Consider the following 19,005-nt stretch of genomic DNA (forward strand, 5'->3'; position numbering starts at 1 on the left):
GCCAGGCAACGGGCCAGGGGAGAGGCAGATTCCACGTCTGGGCACCGCTGAACGAACGCCCGTCTTCGTGCTCGGGCCTCCCCGAGGCGAACGGAGCAGTACGTTCAGAAGCTTGCTGCAGGCCCGTCAGCGGCCCGTCGGCAGTCTCAGACGAACTCGTGCTCGGCCAGAGCATTTTGAGACGCAGGACGTGGCTCTCATAGCCTACGGCGGGTGTTCCGATTCGCGGAGAACCAGATCGGACCGACACGGGACTATTCCGATCGAGGCGGAAGCGGCTCAATCCAGGTGGTACTGCCCCTGGCCAGCAGTTGCTGAGACCGACAGGGTCAGGTGCAGATATCCACATCAGGAGGCGGAGAACGGAGTACGCGACGGAGAGTGACGAGTGACCGCCTCTTCTGTGAATGGAGCGAGGGGCTCAGCAGTTGAACTGCTGAGCCCCTCGTATCAGGTGTGTCGGACCTGTCAGTGTCCGAGTTCCTTGTTGTTCGAACCCTCGACAGCGTCATGGTCGTGGTGCGAAGCTTCGAGCTCCTGCTTCGTCACCGGGGCCACACGATCTTCGAAGAAGAAGCGAGACAGACGTGCACGCAGCTTCTCCATCCCCGTGATCTTGCCCTCGGCATTCGGCTCGGCCGGTACGTAGGCCGGCGACTCGAACGCGGTGATCTTCCACAGCTTGTGCGGGGGAAGAGCCTCGTGACGTTCGAGGAACTCACCGTGGGGCAGACGGATGATATGGGCCGTCTCCCGTCCGTGCAGAGCGATTTCACGGTCCTTGCGCTGAAGCGCGAGGCACATGCGCTTGGTGATGATGTAACCGATGATCGGTCCGAAGAAGAACAGGAATCGGAAGATGTAGATCATGTCGTTGAGCGACATCTGGAAGAACACTGCGATGATGTCACCCGATGCAGCCGCCCACATGTTGCAGTAGAAGATGATTCCTGCAACGCCGATGGCGGTACGAGTCGGGTTGTTGCGCGGACGATCGAGGATGTGGTGCTCACGATGGTCCTTCTGCAGCCACGCCTCGAAGAACGGGTAGATGAACATGACAGCGAACACGCCGCCCATGACGATCACGGCGCTGTTGATGTTGAACGAGATCGGCCATCCGAAGATGTAGAACTCGAACCAGCCCGGGACGATGCGGAGGAACCCATCGGCCCAACCGATGTACCAGTCAGGCTGGGTACCGGCCGAGACCGGGGAGGGGTCATACGGACCGTAGTTCCAGATCGGGTTGATCGTGAACAGCGCCGAGATGAGCGAGAGCAGACCGAAGATGAGGAAGAAGAATCCTCCGCCCTTGGCTGCGAAGGTCGGCAGAACAGGTTCTCCGACGACGTTCTTCTCGGTGTTTCCGGCACCAGGGTACTGGGTGTGCTTGTGCACGACGACGAACATGAGGTGGATGCCGATGAGTGCGATGAGCAGAGCCGGCACGATCATGATGTGCAGGGTGTAGAGGCGGGCCACGATGTCGATGCCCGGGAACTCTCCACCGAAGAGGAAGAACGAGATATAGGTTCCGACGAGCGGCAGCGACTTCAGGATGCCGTCGATGATTCGCAGTCCGTTGCCCGAGAGCAGATCATCGGGGAGCGAGTAGCCGGTGAAGCCGGCCGCCATGCCCATGATGACGAGCAGAACACCGACGACCCAGTTGAGCTCACGCGGACGGCGGAAGGCACCGGTGAAGAACACGCGGAGCATGTGGACGCTCAATGCGGCGACGAAGAGCAGCGCGCCCCAGTGGTGCATCTGTCGGATGAACAGACCGCCGCGGATCTCCAGGGAGATCGCGAGTGTCGAATCATAGGCTTCGGAGATCTCGACGCCGCGCAGCGGCAGCCAGGGTCCGTCGTAGTGCAGTTCGCCCATGGCCGGCTGGAAGAAGAACGTGAGGAACGTTCCGGACAGAACGACGATGATGAAGCTGTAGAGAGCAACCTCGCCGAGCATGAACGACCAGTGGGAGGGGAAGATCTTGCGACCGAACTCGCGCACGAGGACAGATGCCCCGACGCGGGTTTCGGCGAAGTTCGCCGCCTTCCCGATGGTGGTGGTTGGCTGTGTAGTACTCATGGGTGGTTGATCTCCCAGAACGTAGGTCCGACAGGCTCAGGGAAGTCCGACTGGGCAACCAGGTAGCCTTCGCTGTCCACGGTGATGGGTAGCTGAGGAAGCGGTCGTTTGGCCGGGCCGAAGATGACCTTGCAGTGTTCCGTCACGTCGAAGGTCGACTGGTGGCAGGGGCACAGCAGGTGGTGTGTCTGGTGCTCGTACAGTGCGACGGGGCAGCCGACGTGGGTGCAGATCTTCGAGTAGGCGACGATTCCGTCGTGCGACCAGTCCTTGCGATCCGGATCCTCTTTGAGTTCCTTGGGATCGATGCGCATGAGAAGCACGGCCGCCTTGGCCTTCTCGTTCAGCGGGTGCTCGCTGGCCTCCTCGTCGCCGATGCCCGAAGGCAGGACATGGTAGGCCGAGCCGATGGTGACTTCGTCGGCCTTGATCGGACGTTCGGAATCCACCGAGGGGATTCCGCCGACGTCGCGGATGAGGCGAGTGCCCTTCTGCCAGAGCGTGTTGAACATCTTGTCGCCCGGCAGCGGACCGAGGTCGCGGAAGACGAGAACTGCCGGCAGCGGGGCGATCGCCAGAGCGGCGATGAGCGTATTGCGCAGCAGAGGACGACGGGCGATGCCCGACTCTTCCTTGGCCTGGTGGAGGATCTCGAGCGCAATCGCCTGATCCTCTTCGCTGCCGCCGATGTCATGGCGTTCGTCGATGCCCTCGTGATCGCTCATGAGGTTCTTGGCCCAGAGCACTGCACCGAAGCCGATGGAGAACATCGCGACAGCGGCACCGAGGCCGACGAACATGTTGTGAAGGCGGATGCTCTGCATCGATTCGCCCGGGGTGAACAGGAAGTACGCCACGATGAACCAGATGGTTCCGATCATCGAGAGGATGAACCAGGCGGCTACCTGTCGTTCGGCGACCTTCTCGGCGCGTGGGTCCGAGTCGGCCAGGCGCGGTTTGTGCTCGGGCAGACCTGGGTTCGTGAACCCGTTCAACTCCTCGAGCTGGCTGCCGCCGCCGGAGTGCTCTTTCGAGGTCATTGAATTCCCCGTCTATTCTCGTAATTGATGGTGAACGACACTGTCAGACTCACTTGGCCCTGGATGACAGCCACACTGTCAGACCGATGACGGCAGCAAGTCCGAAGAACCAGATGAACAGGCCCTCTGCCACTGGGCCCAGCGAACCGAGCTTGAAGCCGCCGGGGGAGGGGTTGTCCGAGACTTCCTTGACGTAGGCGATGACATCGCGCTTGTCTTCGGGAGTCAGGTTCGCGTCGTTGAAGATCGGCATGTTCTGGGGGCCGGTCTGCATCGCTTCGTAGAGGTGCTTCTCGGAGACTTCGGACAGGTTCGGTGCGTACTTGCCGCGGGTCAGCGCACCACCGGAGCCGACCACGTTGTGGCACATGGCGCAGTTGGTGCGGAACAGACCGCCGCCGGCAGCGGGATCACCCTTCGAAGCATCGAGGTACTCGTCTTCGGGAACTGCCGGCCCGGGGCCGAGCGAAGCGACGTAGGCAGCGAGCTGAGCGGTCTGCTCTTCGTCGAACTGCGGTTCCTTGACGCGAGCCTGCGGGCCGTTGGCCTGCAGCGGCATGCGTCCGGTGCCGACCTGGAAGTCCACTGCAGCGGCGCCGACGCCGATGAGGCCGGGACCGGCCTTCGAACCTTCGGCGTTCATGCCGTGACAGGTGGCACAGTTTGCCGCGAAGAGTTTCTTGCCTTCTTCGATATCAGAGGCGCTGGCTGTGTCCGCCTTGGCGCTCGAAGTCTGCGTGAAGAGTGCATAGGCTCCGCCGGTCAGCAGCAGTCCCACGAGAAGAAGCGCGACCAGCGCCATGGGATGTCTGCGGCGATCTGCTAGAAGCTTCACTTGATCGTCCTTTGCTTGAAGTGTTGTGAGTCCTGGGGGCCGAGCATCTCGGGCCGGCTACTGGAGCAGGTAGATGACGCCGAACAGACCGATCCAGACGACATCGACGAAGTGCCAGTAGTAGGACACGCAGATTGCGAATGTGGCTTCATGGTGACCGAACTTCTTCGCTCCGTAGGCGCGTCCGATGACGAGCAGGAAGCAGATGAGTCCGATGGTCACGTGAATGCCGTGGAAGCCCGTGGTCAGGTAGAAGACGGAACCGTAGCCGTCGGAGCTGATCGAGATGCCCTCGCTGACGAGGGTCGCGTACTCCATGACCTGACCGGAGACGAAGATCGCGCCCAAGGCGAAGGTGAGGTAGAACCACTCGACCATTCCCCATTTGGCGATGTTGAACAGCGACCCGGTCCGCCGGGGACGGAACCGCTCGGCAGCGAACACACCGATCTGGCAGGTGAACGAAGACGACACCAGGATCAACGTGTTGCCGAGAGCGTAGGGGATGTCGAGGATCTGGGTCCTCGCCTCCCACAGCTCCGGAACAACGGACCGGACGGTGAAGTACATGGCGAAGAGCGCGGCAAAGAACATCAGGTCGCTCGCGAGGAACACGATGAAGCCCACCGTGGTCACATTCGGACGATTGACAACCGGATGTGCTGGCGCTGTTTGAGATGCAGTGGCAGTTGACACAACCCCATTATTACCCGTCTCGGGGTGAGTTTTCATCTTTTACCCAGGTTTCGAGAAAGAAATTTCTACACGACGTAGCAAAAACCGCGATCTGGTGCCGAAATCTCGTTTCGGATGCCGCTTCCGCCCGCGTGTCGAAGTCGCGATAGTATGCCGCAGGTAAGGTCCGCCCTGAGCTTCGGGGCGGCGGCAGCCCCTAGTGAGAGTTCAGACGGATGACCGATTCGACGCCCAAGACCACCCCGGCAGCTCAGGCTTCCGGGGCCCGCACCACGGTTCCGGCGGCCGCTGAGAACTGGCCCGACTTGCTCATGGCTCTCATGCACCAGCAGGACCTCGATGGAGACCAGGCGGCTTGGGCGATGGATCAGATCATGTCGGGCAAGACTCCGGATGTGACAATGGCCGCATTTCTCGCCGCACACCATACGAAGGGCGAGACGGTCGAGGAGATCGCCGGCCTCGTGGCGGCCATGATGGATCATGCCGTTCCCCTGCCAGGACTGGAAGATTCCGTCGACATCGTCGGCACCGGAGGCGACCGCGCGAAGACGGCGAACATCTCCTCGACCGCGGCCATGATCATCTCCGCCACCGGACAGCGGGTCGTCAAGCACGGAAACCGCGCGACATCCTCGGCGTCGGGATCGGCCGATGTGCTCGAAGCCCTCGGCGTGCGGTTCGACATCACACCCGAACAGACCGGTCAGATCGCCCAAGAGGTCGGACTGGCCTTCTGCTTCGCCAACGTGTTCCATCCGTCGATGCAGTTCGTCTCTGCAGTGCGGCGCCAGATCAACGTTCCCACCGCGTTCAACATCCTCGGCCCCCTGACGAACCCGGCTCGAGCCAGGCATACGGCCATCGGCGTCGCCGATGCCCAGATGGCCCCGCTCGTCGTCGGCACGCTGGCCAAACGCGGGCACCAGGCCGTGGTCTTCCGGTCACGCGACGGTCTCGACGAGCTGAGCAACACCGACGTCAACGATGTGTGGGAAGTCCGTCACGGCGAGATCGAACACACGACGTTCGACGCCCTCGACCTCGGCATCGAGCGGGCGACGAAGGACGATCTGCGCGGCGGCGGCCCGAATGAGAACGCGGCCATCACGCGCGCGGTCCTCGACGGTGAACGATCGGCCGTGCGCGACATCGTGGCCATCAACGCCGCAGCGGCGCTCGTCGCCGCCGACGAGTCGGCTGTGGGCACCTTCACGGAGCGCTTGGCCCTCAAACTCGAAACTGCGGTGGCGACGATCGACAACGGGGGCGGCGCGGACAAGCTCCAACAGCTCATCGACGTCTCACACAGAGTCGCTGAGTCGAACCGCTCCTGAGCTCTGTACATGGCTGGTCGCTCCCTGACGGGGCAGCGACCAGCCATGATCGCCTGCGTGCGTCACAGAGACGAGCTCGGCGGTCTCCAGCCAGCCGGCCAGCAGACGCGACTCCTCCGGGAGCGAGTCGGTCTCCTGCGGCAGCGCTCCGGGGGCAGGGACCCATTCGGCCGTCGAACTCAGGGCCGACAGAGAATCTCCCATGGCTTGCCTGGTCGACACATGGCCGGCGCCGGCGAGTTTCCCGTGGCGGATGATCGCCAGGTCCCAGCCGGAGTCGAAACCGGGGGCCGCCGCAATCAGTTCGGGAACTCTCCGTAATGCCGTGACCTGTTCGGCTCGCGCCGCGATGGACACTGCCGAGCGCATTGAGTCACGGACCTCGGCGGCCGTTTCGAATCGGGCCTCTCCTGACAGTCGCTGCATGCGTTCAGCGGCCAAGCGCTGCAGTGAGGACAGGTCCCCATCGAGCAGAGCGAAGAGCTCGCGGATCGAGCTCTGGTAGTCATCGACATCGGTGATCCCAGCGCAGGGACCGCCGCATTGACCGACCTGTGCACTCACACAGGGACGATGTTCGCCGAGGCTGCGCTGCGTGATCGCTGCCGTGCACCTCTTGACGGGGTAGAGGGTGTCGAGGAGTTCCTTGACGGCCTGTGCCGACTTCCGTGAACGGAACGGTCCCAGCGGTGGAGCGGGGGAGCGTTCGAGAGCCGAGTTCGCCCGGACCACCGACAGTCGGGGGAAGAGCTCATCGCTGAGGACGATCCAGGAATTGCGTTCCGGGTTCTTCGACCGTCGGTTGTAAGGCGGCGCCAACTCTCCGATGAGGCGGATCTCGCGGACTTCGGCTTCCAGCGCATGGGCGCAGGGCAGGCAGCTGACCTCTTGTGCCGCAGTGATCATCTCGGCCATGCGGCCACGGTTCTCCGAGGCGTTGAAGTACCCGCGCACTCGCCTGGCCATATTTCCGGACTTGCCGATGTAGAGCACACGGCGAGTGCCGTCGAGGAACATGTAGACGCCGGGCTCCGCGGGAACGCCCTTGGCCAGGTGGGATTTGGCCTGACGCTTCGCCCACCCTGACTGCCTGACGGTCGACAGCTCCTCCAGCGTCGTCACTCCGTAGCCTCCGAAGCGTTCGAACAGATGGTGGAGGAGCTCGCCGGTCGCTCGCGCATCGGAGAGCGCACGGTGATCGGGCTCGACCTGGGTGCCGAAATGAGCGGCGAGCGTCGAGAGTTTGTGGTTGCGCACTTCGTCGCGGCCGACGACGCGTCGGGCCAGCGTGACGGTATCGAGGACTGTGGGCGCCGGCCAATGGTAGTCGAGACGTTCGCAGGCCGAGCGGAGGAATCCGATGTCGAAGGGCGCATTGTGTGCGACCAGCACCGCACCGACGGAGAATTCCAGGAAGCTCGGCAGAACCGAGCTGATCGGAGGTGCGTCATCGACCATCGCATGAGTGATGCCGGTGAGCCGGGCGACGAATGGGCTGATCACGGAGTGTTCCGGTTTGACCAGGGTCTGGAACTCGCCGATGACCTCGCCGCCGAGAGTCTTGACCGCGCCGATTTCGGTGATCTCCGATTGCCCGGCTCGGGTGCCCGTCGTTTCGAGGTCGACGATGACGAAGGTGACGTCGGACAGGGGAGTTCCGAGGCTGTCGAATGACAGCTGAGTGTTGTGCAGTGCGCTGGGCGCGCGGTCGAACGGGACGGTCATGATGTCCAGTCTCTCAGGTGTCGCTGACACGAAGCGGCCAGCATCGCTCACACCGAGGATCCGTCGCCGTCGTCGGCGGAACGATGGCTCGGCAGGTGGAAGAACAGACCGACCGCGCCGCCGATGCCGACGGCCAGGCCGATGAGCAGGTACCACCCGGGCAGCGGTCGGAAGAAGATCACGCCGATGAGCAGCAGCACGACCGCGCCGAGAGCCGCGGCCCAGGACAGCACGAGAGTGGGCGAAGCGGTGCGCCACCCGATCGGCTCCGCCGGTTCGCGCTCCCAATGCTCGGTGTCCTCGAGGGCGTCGCGAACATCCTCGGCGGGCATATCACCCGTCGTCGCCGAGGGTTCGGCGATCCGCCGGACGAGGTCGTCCCATTCCTCGTCACTGATGCGCGATCGGTCGTGCCCGATCCGCTCCGGATCGGGAACCTCCCCTCGCCAGTCCTCCCGGCCCTCGTCGTCGGGAGTCGAAGCGGTGCCGTCGTCGTTCATACCTGACTCAGCAATTCCGTGGCCCCAGCTATTCCCCGGTCTCGGACTGCCGTGGCACGGTCGTTTCGGTGGAGACCGCCTGCAGGACCGCCTCTGCGATGGTGTTCGCGTCGAAGTCGAGGGTCGCCACATGGCGAGATCGGCGCAGGGCGACGATCCTCGGCGGGTGCGGAAGGTTCGATCGCAGCGCACGCAGCGTCCGCGGACTCACGACGTTGTCCTCACCGGAGACCATGGCAGTGACGGGGCGGGTGACTTTCCACAGATCGTCGCGCAGGGTTCGCAGCGCACGATGGAACGTGGCCAGGGGAGCCACCGGCGTCCGTTCGTAGGCGTACTCGTCGCGGTCCGGGTGGGCGATGTCGCCGCCGATCGACGGAATCGTGCGCACGACGTGCCTGAGCACTGGCAGCAGGGGAGCGAAGGGAGAGTCGATGTAGAGGGCAGGATTGACCACGACGATCTCGTCGGGCGCACCCTCTGCCGCCGCCAGGGCGAGTGCAAGGGCTCCACCCATCGACAGGCCGGCGACGACGACACGCTCGTGGTCGGCCTGCAGCCGACCCAGCTCGGTGCGCGCCTCGCCGAGCCAGTCGGACCATCCAGTGGAGTCCATGTCCTGCCATGAGGTGCCGTGTCCGGGCAGCTGGGGGACGCTGACGTCGACGCCCTCCGCTGCGATCGCGCGGGCGATCGGGACCCAGGAGACGGGCGAACCGGTGAGTCCGTGCAGGAAGAGAACCGCGGAGGCTGAACCGTTGTCGAGGCTGCGATAGGCGGCCGTCGGGTCCGCTCCGAGTGTGAAATCGATCTCCATGCTCCCAGCATGGCACGGATGAGTCCGAGACGGACTTCGCTGTTCACCGTTCGTGTCGATATATGATTGCCGAGGACGACAAAGAGTCGTAGTCGGAAGGGTGCGCGTGTTCTACTGGTTTCTCAAGCGAGTCCTCGCCGGACCCATCCTGCGGATCCTCTTCCGTCCGTGGGTACGGGGCCTGGACAATCTGCCGTCCGAGGGCCCGGCGATCATCGCAGGAAATCACAACCACTTCATGGACTCGATCTTCGTTCCGCTGCTCGCTCCGCGTCCCGTCGTCTATCTGGCGAAGAAGGACTACTTCACCGGTCGCGGAATCAAGGGTGCGGTGACACGGTGGTTCTTCAAGCTCAACAATCAGCTGCCCATGGACCGCGGCGGCGGATCGGGATCTCAGGCGTCGCTCGAATCGGGTCTGAAGGTTCTCCGTGAGGGAAACTCGCTGGGCATCTATCCCGAAGGCACTCGCTCGCCCGACGGGAAGCTCTATCGCGGACGCACTGGCATTGCGCGTCTCGTCCTCGAGTCCGGCGCGCCTGTGGTTCCAGTGGCGATCATCGGCACGGACAAGCTGCAGCCTGCCGGTCGCCTCGTTCCCAAGCTCCGGCGTGTCGGAGTCGTCTTCGGCGCACCGATGGACTTCTCGAAGTATTCGGGTCTTCCTGTCGACCGTTTCATGCTGCGGTCGGTCACCGACGAGATCATGTACGAGATCATGCGCCTGTCCGGACAGGAATACGTTGACAGCTATGCGTCGACGGTCAAAACCAAGCTGCTGACGAGCGCCAAGCCGAAGAAGACGGATCCTCCGAACCGGGATGAATCGAAATCAGACGGCGAAAGCCCGTCGAACTAGGCCCTTCGGCCCCGGCTCCTTCCGCTCCGGGTCGCCTGAATGACATCCATGTGACATGTTCGAATACTGCGGTAACGGCGACACGCGGAAATTGTTACCTCGAGATGTTTGTCCTGGCGGGGACGGCAGAATAACTTGGAGTTGTTGAATCCCACTGTAGGTTCGCTGGGAAGAGAGCTAGAATGACTATGTTCTCGGTCCTTCCAAGCGACCTTCGCTTCCCCCAGGGACTTTAAGGAGGAGTCGGTGTGAACCGCTCAAGTCATGAAAGCGTCGACATGACGCCGATGCCGTCAGCAGCCCAAGGGCTGCTGTTCGATGATGATCTGCCCGTACTCGATGAAGAGGCCGGCTACCGCGGTCCCACCGTCTGCAAGGTCGTCGGCATCAGCTACCGTCGCCTCGATTACTGGGCGCGCACCGATCTGGTGACCCCGTCGATCCGCAATGCGACCGGATCCGGCAGCCAGCGGCTCTACAGCTTCCGGGACATCCTCGTCCTCAAGATCGTCAAGCGACTTCTCGACACCGGCGTCGGACTGCAGTCGATCCGCACCGCGGTTGAGCACCTGCGTTCCCGCGGCGTCGACGATCTCTCACAGATCACCCTCATGTCCGATGGCGCCAGCGTCTTCGAATGCACCTCACCTGATGAGGTCGTCGACCTCCTCCAGGGAGGGCAGGGCGTCTTCGGCATCGCCGTCGGCCGCGTCTGGAACGAAGTCGAAGGTTCGCTGTCCGAGTTCCCGAGCGAACGAGTCCCAGAAGACGACGCGGCCCTCGAAGCCATGGATGAGCTCGCCGCCCGTCGCGCACGCAAGTCCGGCTGACAGCCGACAGAGTACTCACACCACCACCGAGGCGGTCCGCTCAGTTCGAGCGGACCGCCTCGGTCGTCGTATGGAACGGAAAGGTGAGGCGCCGGGCGCCTCGAATGTGTCCGAGGCGCCCGGGAACAGAGAACTGCCGTCGCGAACCTGAGTTCGCGACGGCAGTCGACGTGTTGGTGGGGGAGCGGGGGCAGCTAGTCGTTCACTTCTGCTCGGGCTGCTGAGCGCCGTTCTTCGCCGGGGCGGCACCGCGTCGTCCGCGGATGTTCTCCGAGCGCAGTGCTCGTTCGAGAAGAGCGTCGAACGAGCCGGCGACTTCTTCGGCGGGTTTGCCCGGCCAGGAGTGGATCGGACGCGCCGATCCCTGAGCCTGCTGCATGACGGCCCGTTCGGCCAAGGGCGGATTGAGGACGAGAGGACCGAACATCTCACGCATCTCCTGGATGCGATAGTCATGTTCGGTCGAACCGGCACGTACCCGATTGACGACCAGGCCGAGTGGCTGCAGATCGGAGGCACCACGCTGCCGCAGCTCGTCCGTCGCCCGCAGGGCACGGTCGGCAGCCGCAACAGAGAACAGGCTGGGCTCGGTGACGACCGCGACTCGGTTGCTCGCTGTCCACGCCGTACGGGTGAGACCGTTGAGGCTGGGCGGACAGTCGATGAGGACGAGTCGGTAGCCTTTCGCGATGCGAGTCAGGGCATCTTCCAGCCGGCGCAGATAGCGCTCGGACAGCGAAGGCCGATCGAATTCCGCGGCACGCGGAGATCCTGAGATCACATCGAGGTGGCCGAGCCTGTCACCGACCCACCCGGAGGGGATGATCGCCTCGGACAGGATCTTCTGGGACTTCGGAGCAGCGAGCACATCGGCGATGTCGACACGCGTCGAGGTCGGCACATCGAGGCCGGTCGACGAGTCCGCCTGCGGGTCCATGTCGACGACCAGGGTGGGAATCCCCCTGTTGTAGGCCGCCGAGGCCAGACCGAGCGTCACGGATGTCTTACCGACTCCGCCTTTGAGGCTGCTGATACTTAGGACAAGCACCCTCCTACGTTAACGTATCGGCGGCTGCCGAGCCGTGCCGACCACGCCGAGACTCACGTCTCAGTCCAAAGTCGACCCCCGGGCGCAGAGGTGTTCCAGGTCACTTGTAGAGTATGTTCCCGACAGCTTGTCGACCAGTCGCCCAGTGCGGCCGATACAGAAGTGAGAGACACCTATGTTCTCTAAAGTCCTCGTGGCCAACCGCGGAGAGATCGCCGTTCGTGCGTTCCGTGCCGCCTATGAGCTCGGAGCCTCCACCGTCGCAGTCTTCCCGTATGAGGACCGCAACTCCGAACATCGCATGAAGGCCGACGAAGCCTACATGATCGGTGAGGAGGGTCATCCCGTCCGCGCCTACCTCAGCGTCGAAGAGATGCTGCGGGTGGCGAAGGAGAGCGGCGCCGACGCCATCTACCCCGGATACGGCTTCCTCTCTGAGAACCCCGATCTGGCACGAGCCTGTGCCGAAGCGGGCATCACTTTCATCGGCCCCAAGGCCGATGTGCTCGAACTGGCAGGAAACAAGGTCCAGGCGCTGGCGGCAGCACGCAATGCGGGCATCCCCGTCCTCGACTCGACACGTCCGTCGGCCGATATCGCGCAGCTGCTCGCCGATGCCGAATCGATGGAATACCCCCTCTTCGTCAAGGCCGTCGCCGGCGGCGGTGGTCGCGGAATGCGTCGCGTGGCTCAGGCCTCCGACCTCGAAGACGCTCTCAAGGCCGCGATGCGCGAAGCCGAAGGCGCCTTCGGCGATCCCACGGTCTTCATCGAGCAGGCGGTGCAGCGCCCCCGTCACATCGAAGTCCAGGTGCTGGCCGACAACGACTCGAACGCCATCCACCTCTTCGAACGCGACTGCTCCGTGCAGCGCCGCCACCAGAAGGTCGTGGAGATCGCTCCGGCCCCGAACCTCGATCCCGAGATCGCGGCCGCCCTGCACGCAGATGCCCTGAAGTTCGCAAAGGCGCTGGGCTACCAGAACGCCGGCACCGTGGAATTCCTCCTCGAAACCGACGGGCCGCGCGCCGGCAAGCACGTGTTCATCGAAATGAACCCGCGTGTCCAGGTCGAACACACAGTGACTGAAGAGATCACCGACGTCGACATCGTGGCCTCGCAGATGCGCATCGCCGCCGGGGCCACCCTCGAAGAGATCGGCCTGCGCCAGGACGAGATGCGGATCAAGGGCGCCGCACTCCAGTGCCGCATCACCACCGAGGATCCCGCGAACTCGTTCCGCCCCGACACCGGCACGATCACCGCCTACCGCTCTGCCGGTGGTGCAGGTGTGCGCCTCGACGGCGGAACCGTCCACGCCGGTGCTGCCGTCAGCCCCCACTTCGACTCGATGCTCGTGAAGCTCTCGTGCCGCGGCCGCGACTTCGCTCAGGCCGTCGGCCGTGCCAAACGCGCCCTGGCTGAGTTCCGCATCCGCGGCGTATCGTCGAACATCGGCTTCCTGCAGGCCGTCCTCGATGATCCCGCATTCGTCGCCGGAGACTTGTCCACGTCCTTCATCGAAGAACGCCCGCAGCTCTTCGACGCTCGAGTGAGCGCCGACCGCGGCTCGAAGCTGCTCGACTACCTCGCCGATGTCACGGTCAACCGCCCCCACGGCGAACCGGGCCTGCGCATCCGTCCGGGCGACAAGCTCCCGAGCATCGACCTCTCCGCAGCACCCGCTGCGGGCAGCCGCGACCGTCTCGCCGAGCTCGGACCGGAGGGCTTCGCCCGCGCCCTGCGTGAGCAGAGCTCCCTGGCCGTCACGGATACGACATTCCGCGACGCCCACCAGTCCCTGCTGGCCACCCGTGTGCGCACACGAGACCTGCTGGCCGTGGCCGGGCACGTCTCCCGGATGACACCCGAGCTGCTGAGCATCGAGGCCTGGGGCGGTGCGACCTATGATGTGGCGCTGCGCTTCCTCGGCGAGGATCCATGGGAACGTCTCGAAGCCCTGCGCACCGCGGTGCCCAACATCAACCTGCAGATGCTTCTGCGCGGACGCAACACCGTCGGCTACACCCCGTACCCGACCGAGGTTACCGACGCATTCGTCGATGAGGCGGCCCGCACGGGCATCGACATCTTCCGCATCTTCGACGCTCTCAACGACGTCGAGCAGATGCGTCCGGCGATCGAGGCCGTGCGCGGAACGAACACGGCACTGGCCGAGGTGGCCCTGTGCTACACCTCGGACATCCTCGATCCGAAGGAAGAGCTCTACACGCTCGACTACTACCTGCGCTTGGCCGAACAGATCGTTGGCGCCGGAGCTCATGTGCTCGCCATCAAGGACATGGCCGGCCTGCTGCGCCCTGCCGCCACGGTCAAGCTCGTGACTGCTCTGCGGGAGAACTTCGACCTGCCCGTCCACGTCCACACCCACGACACCGCGGGCGGACAGCTGGCCACCCTCTATGCAGCTGCCGCCGCCGGTGCCGATGCCGTCGATGCCGCCTCGGCGGCCATGGCCGGAACCACCAGCCAGCCGAGTCTCTCCGCGCTCGTCGCCGCATTCGAGAACACCGAGCGCGACACCGGCATCAGCCTCGACGCCGTCAGCGACCTCGAACCCTACTGGGAATCGGTGCGCAAACTCTACGCACCCTTCGAGTCCGGGCTCGCCGGACCGACCGGCCGCGTCTACCGTCACGAGATCCCCGGCGGACAGCTGTCGAACCTGCGCCAGCAGGCCGTCGCACTGGGCCTGGGGGAGCGGTTCGAGGACATCGAGCACATGTATGCGGCCGCCGATTCGATTCTCGGCCACCTCGTCAAGGTCACCCCGTCCTCGAAGGTCGTCGGCGATCTGGCGCTCCATCTCGTCGGCGCCGGAGTTGCGCCGGAGGAGTTCGCCGAGAACCCCGACAAGTTCGACATTCCCGATTCGGTGATCGGCTTCCTCAACGGTGACCTCGGTGACCCTCCGGGCGGATGGCCCGAGCCGTTCCGCACGAAGGCCCTCGCCGGCCGTTCCGCCAAGCCGCTCACCGAGCATCTCGAACCGGCGGATGCCGAAGCACTGCAGACGCCGGGCCGGGACCGGAAGGACAAGCTCAACGAGCTGCTGTTCCCCGGGCCGACGAAGGAATTCCAGTCGATGCGCTCGAACTACGGCGACCTCTCCGTCGTAGAGACCTCCGAGTACCTCTACGGCCTCACCAGTGGGGAAGAGCATGCCGTCGAGCTGGCGAAGGGCAAGAACCTGCTCATCGGCGTCCAGGCCATCGGCGGCACTGACGAGCGCGGGATGCGTTCGGTCATGTTCACCCTCAACGGGCAGCTGCGTCCGCTGCAGGTGCGTGACCGGTCCGTCGAAAGCGAAGTCAAGACTGCGGAGAAGGCCGATCCGAATAACAGCGGACACGTCGGCAGCCCGTTCGCCGGTGTTGTGACCATGCAGGTCCACGAGGGCGACAAGGTCTCCGTCGGCGACACCGTGGCCACCATCGAGGCGATGAAGATGGAAGCGACGATCACCACGCAGACGGCCGGAACCGTCTCCCGTGTGGCCATCGCCGATGTCCAGCAGCTCGAAGGCGGAGACCTCGTCGTGGTGATCGATGCCTGAACGTGAGATCCGACTGTGGGGAGACCCCGTGCTCCGCAGCAAGTGCGAACCGGTGATGGTCTTCGATGATCACGTCGAAGCTCTGGCAGCCGACCTCGTCGACACCGCACGGCCCGAGGGCCGTGCGGCCGTCGCCGCTCCGCAGATCGGGGTCGGACTGCGAGCCTTCGGCTACGACCTCGACGGTCGCACGGGATATGTCATCAACCCGGAGATCGTCGAGCTCGGCGGGCAGCTGCGAGATATCGAAGAAGGCTGCCTCTCCGTTCCCGGGCTGTTCTTCCCCACCCCACGCTACGAATTCGCTCGGGTACGCGGGGTGGATGCGAAGAATCAGCCGATCGAGATCGAAGGCACGGAAGTCTTCGCCCAGATGCTCCAACACGAGGTGGGGCACCTCGACGGGCAGGTCTACATCCAGACTCTGCCCGGGGAACGCCGGCGGGAGGCCATGAAAGCCATCCGCTCGGCCGGTTGGTTCCTCGCCCGAATGCCCTGAGCCGAGTCATTCGCACCCGACCGACCATATAGACCAAGAAGGAGAAGTTTATGAGCATCCAGCGCACCGCCGTCATCGGCAGCGGACTCATGGGAGCCGGAATCGCCGAGGTGCTGGCAAAGTCCGGTCTCGACGTCATCGTCCGCGAGATCAACGAGGAGGCCTCGGCCGCCGGTCGTGCCCGCATCGAGAAGTCCCTGGCTCGCGCAGTGGACAAGGGCAAACTCGATGCCGCTGCCCGTGACGAGGCGCTCGGCCGACTGCGGTTCACCACCGATATCAGCGATCTCGCCGATCGTCAGCTCGTCATCGAGGCGGCCAGTGAGAACGAGGACATCAAGAAGTCGATCTTCGCCGAGCTCGACCAGGTCGTCACCGACCCGGAAGCGATCCTGGCCTCGAACACCTCGTCGATGCCGATCATCCGATTCGCGCAGGCGACCTCGCGCCCCGAACGCGTGCTGGGTGTGCATTTCTTCAACCCCGCACCGGTCCAGCCGCTCGTCGAGATCGTGTCCTCGGTGCTCACCACCGAGGATGTCCGCAGCACCGTGACGTCCTTCGTCGCCGATGTGCTCGGGAAGAATCCGATCCAGGCCGATGACCGCCCCGGTTTCATCGTCAACGCCCTGCTCATCCCGTACCTGCTCAGTGCGGTCCGGATGCTCGAGGCCGGACACGCGACGAAGGAGGACATCGACGCGGGAATGGTCGGCGGCTGCGCCCATCCGATGGGACCGATCAAGCTGGCCGACCTCGTCGGTCTCGACACCTGTCTCTATGCAGCAGAGAGCATGTATGAGGAGACCGGTGACCCGGCGAACAAGCCTCCGATCCTGCTGTCGCGCATGGTCGATGCCGGCCTGCTCGGTGTGAAGTCCGGACGCGGATTCTACGAATACTGATCCGACGCTCCGGTACAGACAGGTCCGCCCCGAACCCTTCGGTTCGGGGCGGACCTGTCTTTGTCTGCAGGCAGCGTTCGGGTGTCAGCCGGCGAGCAGCTTCTCATAGCTGGCCAGGCGCACACACGCCACGAGACCCTGAGCGGCGAGTTCGACCTCATCGAGGGTCGGCATCGTCGGCGCGATGCGGATGATGTTGTTGTCAGGGTCGAGACCGTACGGGTGTGTGGCACCGGCAGGAGTCAGCTTCACTCCGGCTTCCCCTGCGAGTTTGACGACGCGATCGGCGATGCCCTCCATCGTCGTCAGAGTGATGAAGTACCCGCCGTCCGGGGAGGTCCACTGCGCCAGCTCTTCCGCTCCGAGTCCGTCCTCGAGCGCCTTGAGCACCGCGTCGAACTTCGGTGCGACGATCTCGGCATGCTTGCGCATATGTGCTTCGACCCCGGCCGGGTCGGAGAAGAACCGGACATGGCGCAGCTGGTTGATCTTGTCAGGGCCGATCGCGACCTTCCCGAGGTTCGCTCGCATCCAATCGACCGTGGCCGGGCCTCCGGCGAAGAACGACACACCGGCCCCGGCATGAGTGATCTTCGACGTCGAGGCGAAGACCCATGCGCGTTCGGGATGACCCGCCTCTGCGCAGAGGGAGAGGATGTCGAGATTGTCCGGATGGTCCTCTCGCAGATGGTGCACCCCGTAGGCGTTGTCCCACAGCAGAGTGAAGTCGGGCGCCGCCGTCGGCATGGCAGCCAGCTCCCGTGCCCGCGCTTCGGTGACCGTGATTCCGGTCGGGTTGGAATACATCGGCACCAGCCACATGCCCTTGACCGCCGGATCTTCGGCCAGACGCTGCGCCTCGGAGATGATCGGGCCCTCGTCATCCATCGGGATGGTCAACAGCTCGAACCCGAGGGATTCGGCCAGGGTGAAATGGCGGTCGTAACCGGGCACGGGACACAGCAGCTTATGCGGACCCTGCCCCCACGGGCGATCATCGACGGCCGTGCCGTGCATGAGGGCGAAGGTCAGCGCCTGGGTCATGAAAGTCAGCGAGGCATTGCCGCCGGCCAGCAGCTGATCGGCCGGAACCTTGAGCAGCGGAGCGAAGATCTCCCGCAGTTCGATGAGTCCGTCGAGTCCGCCGTAGTTGCGGGTATCGACACCACCGGGAGTGCGGAAGTCGTCGCCGCTGACCGCAGTGAGCAGATCGGCAGCGAGGTCGAGCTGCTCCGGGGCCGGCTTGCCCCGTGTGATATCGAGCGCGAGACCGCGCGAGGCGAATTCCTCGTATGCGGCGGAGGCTTCGTCCAGTTTGGACGAGAGGTCGGACGGTGCGGACATGCTGGCTCCTTAGGGCTGGGAACGGGCCGTTGACTCCATCCTATCGACTCGGCGAATGTCGACGGCGCTAGAGTGGTCTGCAGCGGTGACCCGGACGACCGCAGGCAATTCGATGAAAGGCAGACTCAGATGGTGCGACCACGTGCGCAGGCCGCCCACGGACGCAGTTTCGGCACCCAGGCCGGAGTCTATGACGAGGTGCGGCCCGGATATCCCGACTCCGCCCTCGACCTCGCGCTGACCGGTTGGGAGCCGCAATGGTCCGGTCTGCGCGTATGCGACCTCGGTGCGGGAACAGGAATCCTCAGCCGCCGGCTGCTCGCACACGGTGCTGATCTCATCGCCGTCGATCCCGACACAGCCGCACTCGAACGCAATCCTGCCCCCACGAAGATCGGCACCGCTGAGGACACCGGCCTGAAAGCAGAGAGCCTCGACCTCGTCACTGTCGCGCAGGCCTGGCATTGGTTCGACGAAGCGCAAGCAGCCGCCGAAGTGGCGCGCATCCTTCGCCCGGGAGGCCGGCTGCTCATCCTCATCAACCAACTCGATGTCCGCGTCGACTGGGTGCTGCGCCTGAGCCGGATCATGCACGCGGGCGACGTCTATCGACCGCAGTACCGACCTCAGCCCGGCAACGGTCTGGCTCTCACCGACCACAGGCTCGTCGAATTCACCACGGAGCTCGCCGTCGACGGAATCGTCGACCTCGCTCGCACACGGTCGTATTGGCTGCGCTCGAACGAGAGGACACGAGCCCGAGTCGAAGCGAACCTGCGCGAGTACTTCAGTGTCGAGCATCCTGTGTCCGGCACAGTGGATCTGCCGTATATGTGCCTGGCGTATCTCCTCGAACGGGCCTGAAACGCACGAAGCGGGCCGCACCCGATGAGGGTGCG

At 64.3% G+C, this 19,005-nt stretch carries 16 protein-coding genes; 7 read left to right on the plus strand and 9 right to left on the minus strand.

The features are described 5' to 3' along the window. Positions 1-468: 468 nt before the first annotated feature. From qcrB to ctaE, 4 genes are read right to left on the minus strand one after another with little or no spacing between them, the layout of a single operon-like run. Positions 469-2,094 carry a cytochrome bc1 complex cytochrome b subunit gene (gene qcrB, locus HK108_RS02920; protein WP_139467190.1) on the minus strand — a complete coding sequence of 542 codons (1,626 nt, stop codon included), beginning with the start codon at positions 2,092-2,094 and terminating at the stop codon, positions 469-471. Next, positions 2,091-3,134: a cytochrome bc1 complex Rieske iron-sulfur subunit gene (qcrA, locus tag HK108_RS02925; protein ID WP_139467191.1), complete on the minus strand. Its 1,044-nt coding sequence runs from the start codon at positions 3,132-3,134 to the stop codon at positions 2,091-2,093. Before qcrA ends, qcrB begins: the two co-directional genes overlap by 4 nt. A gap of 49 nt (positions 3,135-3,183) precedes the next feature. Next, positions 3,184-3,969 (minus strand): cytochrome bc1 complex diheme cytochrome c subunit, encoded by a 786-nt coding sequence (qcrC, locus tag HK108_RS02930; RefSeq protein ID WP_139467192.1) that lies wholly within the window; start codon positions 3,967-3,969, stop codon positions 3,184-3,186. A gap of 57 nt (positions 3,970-4,026) precedes the next feature. Further along, entirely contained in the window at positions 4,027-4,701 is a 675-nt protein-coding gene (gene ctaE / locus HK108_RS02935) for an aa3-type cytochrome oxidase subunit III (protein ID WP_172169436.1), read from the minus strand. Between the two features lie 179 nt (positions 4,702-4,880). On the opposite strand from ctaE, the gene trpD reads away from it, so the two are divergent. Further along, a complete protein-coding gene (gene trpD / locus HK108_RS02940; protein WP_139467193.1) occupies positions 4,881-6,002 on the plus strand; it encodes an anthranilate phosphoribosyltransferase in 1,122 nt (373 codons plus the stop codon). On the opposite strand, the gene HK108_RS02945 is transcribed toward trpD, so the two are convergent. From HK108_RS02945 to HK108_RS02955, 3 genes are read right to left on the minus strand one after another with little or no spacing between them, the layout of a single operon-like run. Further along, on the minus strand, positions 5,970-7,727 hold the full coding sequence (locus HK108_RS02945) for a DEDD exonuclease domain-containing protein (protein WP_181270491.1): 1,758 nt from the start codon (positions 7,725-7,727) through the stop codon (positions 5,970-5,972). The two genes, trpD and HK108_RS02945, sit on opposite strands and share 33 nt — an antisense overlap. Positions 7,728-7,774: 47 nt before the next feature. Then, the gene (locus tag HK108_RS02950; protein WP_181270492.1) at positions 7,775-8,227 is read right to left on the minus strand and encodes a YiaA/YiaB family inner membrane protein; all 453 of its coding nucleotides are present in this window, start codon (positions 8,225-8,227) and stop codon (positions 7,775-7,777) included. A 28-nt stretch (positions 8,228-8,255) separates the two neighbouring features. Then, positions 8,256-9,044 (minus strand): alpha/beta hydrolase, encoded by a 789-nt coding sequence (locus HK108_RS02955; RefSeq protein ID WP_172169445.1) that lies wholly within the window; start codon positions 9,042-9,044, stop codon positions 8,256-8,258. A gap of 106 nt (positions 9,045-9,150) precedes the next feature. On the opposite strand from HK108_RS02955, the gene HK108_RS02960 reads away from it, so the two are divergent. After that, on the plus strand, positions 9,151-9,903 hold the full coding sequence (locus HK108_RS02960; RefSeq protein ID WP_139467197.1) for a lysophospholipid acyltransferase family protein: 753 nt from the start codon (positions 9,151-9,153) through the stop codon (positions 9,901-9,903). Positions 9,904-10,151: 248 nt separating this feature from the next. Beyond that, on the plus strand, positions 10,152-10,733 hold the full coding sequence (locus tag HK108_RS02965) for a MerR family transcriptional regulator (protein WP_101544153.1): 582 nt from the start codon (positions 10,152-10,154) through the stop codon (positions 10,731-10,733). Positions 10,734-10,935: 202 nt separating this feature from the next. Here HK108_RS02965 and HK108_RS02970 read toward each other — a convergent pair whose 3' ends face one another. Continuing rightward, positions 10,936-11,781 carry a ParA family protein gene (locus tag HK108_RS02970; protein WP_139908018.1) on the minus strand — a complete coding sequence of 282 codons (846 nt, stop codon included), beginning with the start codon at positions 11,779-11,781 and terminating at the stop codon, positions 10,936-10,938. Positions 11,782-11,956: 175 nt separating this feature from the next. On the opposite strand from HK108_RS02970, the gene HK108_RS02975 reads away from it, so the two are divergent. Genes HK108_RS02975 through HK108_RS02985 form a run of 3 tightly spaced genes read left to right on the plus strand, consistent with a single transcriptional unit; the run spans position 11,957 to position 16,762 of the window. Beyond that, entirely contained in the window at positions 11,957-15,358 is a 3,402-nt protein-coding gene (locus HK108_RS02975; protein ID WP_139467199.1) for a pyruvate carboxylase, read from the plus strand. Next, positions 15,351-15,857 carry a peptide deformylase gene (locus HK108_RS02980; protein WP_139467200.1) on the plus strand — a complete coding sequence of 169 codons (507 nt, stop codon included), beginning with the start codon at positions 15,351-15,353 and terminating at the stop codon, positions 15,855-15,857. Before HK108_RS02975 ends, HK108_RS02980 begins: the two co-directional genes overlap by 8 nt. 50 nt (positions 15,858-15,907) lie before the next feature. Further along, positions 15,908-16,762 (plus strand): 3-hydroxybutyryl-CoA dehydrogenase, encoded by an 855-nt coding sequence (locus HK108_RS02985; RefSeq protein ID WP_139467201.1) that lies wholly within the window; start codon positions 15,908-15,910, stop codon positions 16,760-16,762. A gap of 84 nt (positions 16,763-16,846) precedes the next feature. On the opposite strand, the gene HK108_RS02990 is transcribed toward HK108_RS02985, so the two are convergent. Continuing rightward, positions 16,847-18,106, minus strand: a complete 1,260-nt coding sequence (locus tag HK108_RS02990) for an aspartate aminotransferase type Ic (RefSeq protein ID WP_139908019.1) — start codon at positions 18,104-18,106, stop codon at positions 16,847-16,849. Between the two features lie 129 nt (positions 18,107-18,235). Here HK108_RS02990 and HK108_RS02995 point away from each other — a divergent pair, with 129 nt between their 5' ends. Beyond that, entirely contained in the window at positions 18,236-18,970 is a 735-nt protein-coding gene (locus HK108_RS02995; RefSeq protein WP_172169460.1) for a class I SAM-dependent methyltransferase, read from the plus strand. Positions 18,971-19,005 lie beyond the last annotated feature (35 nt).

Source organism: Brevibacterium sediminis, from assembly GCF_013623905.1.
In the GTDB taxonomy this organism is placed as follows: Bacteria; Actinomycetota; Actinomycetes; order Actinomycetales; family Brevibacteriaceae; genus Brevibacterium; species Brevibacterium sediminis.

Coding starts and splice junctions, on each gene's coding strand:
- qcrB (WP_139467190.1), bottom strand. CDS start 2,094: ATGAGTACTACACAGCCAACCACCACCATCGGGAAGGCGGCGAACTTC.
- qcrA (WP_139467191.1), bottom strand. CDS start 3,134: ATGACCTCGAAAGAGCACTCCGGCGGCGGCAGCCAGCTCGAGGAGTTG.
- ctaE (WP_172169436.1), bottom strand. CDS start 4,701: ATGAAAACTCACCCCGAGACGGGTAATAATGGGGTTGTGTCAACTGCC.
- trpD (WP_139467193.1), top strand. CDS start 4,881: ATGACCGATTCGACGCCCAAGACCACCCCGGCAGCTCAGGCTTCCGGG.
- HK108_RS02945 (WP_181270491.1), bottom strand. CDS start 7,727: ATGACCGTCCCGTTCGACCGCGCGCCCAGCGCACTGCACAACACTCAG.
- HK108_RS02950 (WP_181270492.1), bottom strand. CDS start 8,227: ATGAACGACGACGGCACCGCTTCGACTCCCGACGACGAGGGCCGGGAG.
- HK108_RS02955 (WP_172169445.1), bottom strand. CDS start 9,044: ATGGAGATCGATTTCACACTCGGAGCGGACCCGACGGCCGCCTATCGC.
- HK108_RS02975 (WP_139467199.1), top strand. CDS start 11,957: ATGTTCTCTAAAGTCCTCGTGGCCAACCGCGGAGAGATCGCCGTTCGT.
- HK108_RS02980 (WP_139467200.1), top strand. CDS start 15,351: ATGCCTGAACGTGAGATCCGACTGTGGGGAGACCCCGTGCTCCGCAGC.
- HK108_RS02985 (WP_139467201.1), top strand. CDS start 15,908: ATGAGCATCCAGCGCACCGCCGTCATCGGCAGCGGACTCATGGGAGCC.
- HK108_RS02990 (WP_139908019.1), bottom strand. CDS start 18,106: ATGTCCGCACCGTCCGACCTCTCGTCCAAACTGGACGAAGCCTCCGCC.
- HK108_RS02995 (WP_172169460.1), top strand. CDS start 18,236: ATGGTGCGACCACGTGCGCAGGCCGCCCACGGACGCAGTTTCGGCACC.